1 pseudogene is annotated in these 666 nt (G+C 59.8%); it reads left to right on the top strand.

Annotated elements, in window-relative coordinates:
* Window positions 1–272: 272 nt before the first annotated feature.
* A pseudogene (locus tag EO99_RS26095) lies at window positions 273–666 on the top strand (methyl-accepting chemotaxis protein); the annotation flags it as partial.

Here is a 666-nt window from a genome sequence, read left to right as displayed (position 1 = left end):
AGGGCCGGGAGCGGAAACGCTCCCGGCCTTTTTTTGGGGCTTCACCGCTGGCGAAGAAGCGCGAAGCATCTGCCGGGAGCAGGCCGTTCACCTCCTTGCTCGCCGGCGTCCCCATGGACCTGCCGCTGGTCCCGCCCAGGGTCATGCGATAGATGAACTTGTGGATAGACTACAAGAAATGAGGATGTATTTTCCCCAAGCTAAATTTAGTAAAAAGAGAAGCTTTCCTGCCATGAATAGAGCCAATCTTATACCGGCTAGGGGTGGGAAAATTGACAGTTACTGAAATCAAGCGTCCGTTGTGGATGACGATCACCGCATGCGGCTTTGCTGCCGTATTGTTTTCCAGCATCGCCATCGGCGGCACCGCCTGGTATCGCCAGTCCGTTGCGACAGAGGATGCCCTGGACCGTGAAGCGGCGGGCGACCTTGCGCTCATCGAGACGGACATGGCGGCCCAGAAGAAGGCGGCCTCGGCGCTGGCCCTGGCAATCGCCGGCCAGCCGGACATCGCAGGGCTGATCGAAAGCAATGCCCGCGACGAGATCATCGGCCGCTTTTCCGGCGCCATGCCCGGGATCATCAGCGAAGGCGGCCTGCAGCTGATTTCCTTCGCCAACGCCAACGGTGAAGTGGTTGCCCGCATCCATACGCCGGACAAGTTCG

This window comes from Pseudorhizobium marinum, assembly GCF_000705355.1.
In the GTDB taxonomy this organism is placed as follows: domain Bacteria; phylum Pseudomonadota; class Alphaproteobacteria; order Rhizobiales; family Rhizobiaceae; genus Neorhizobium; species Neorhizobium pelagicum.
Note: the sequence above shows the minus strand (reverse complement) of the source record. Positions and strands in the feature narration are given on the sequence as shown.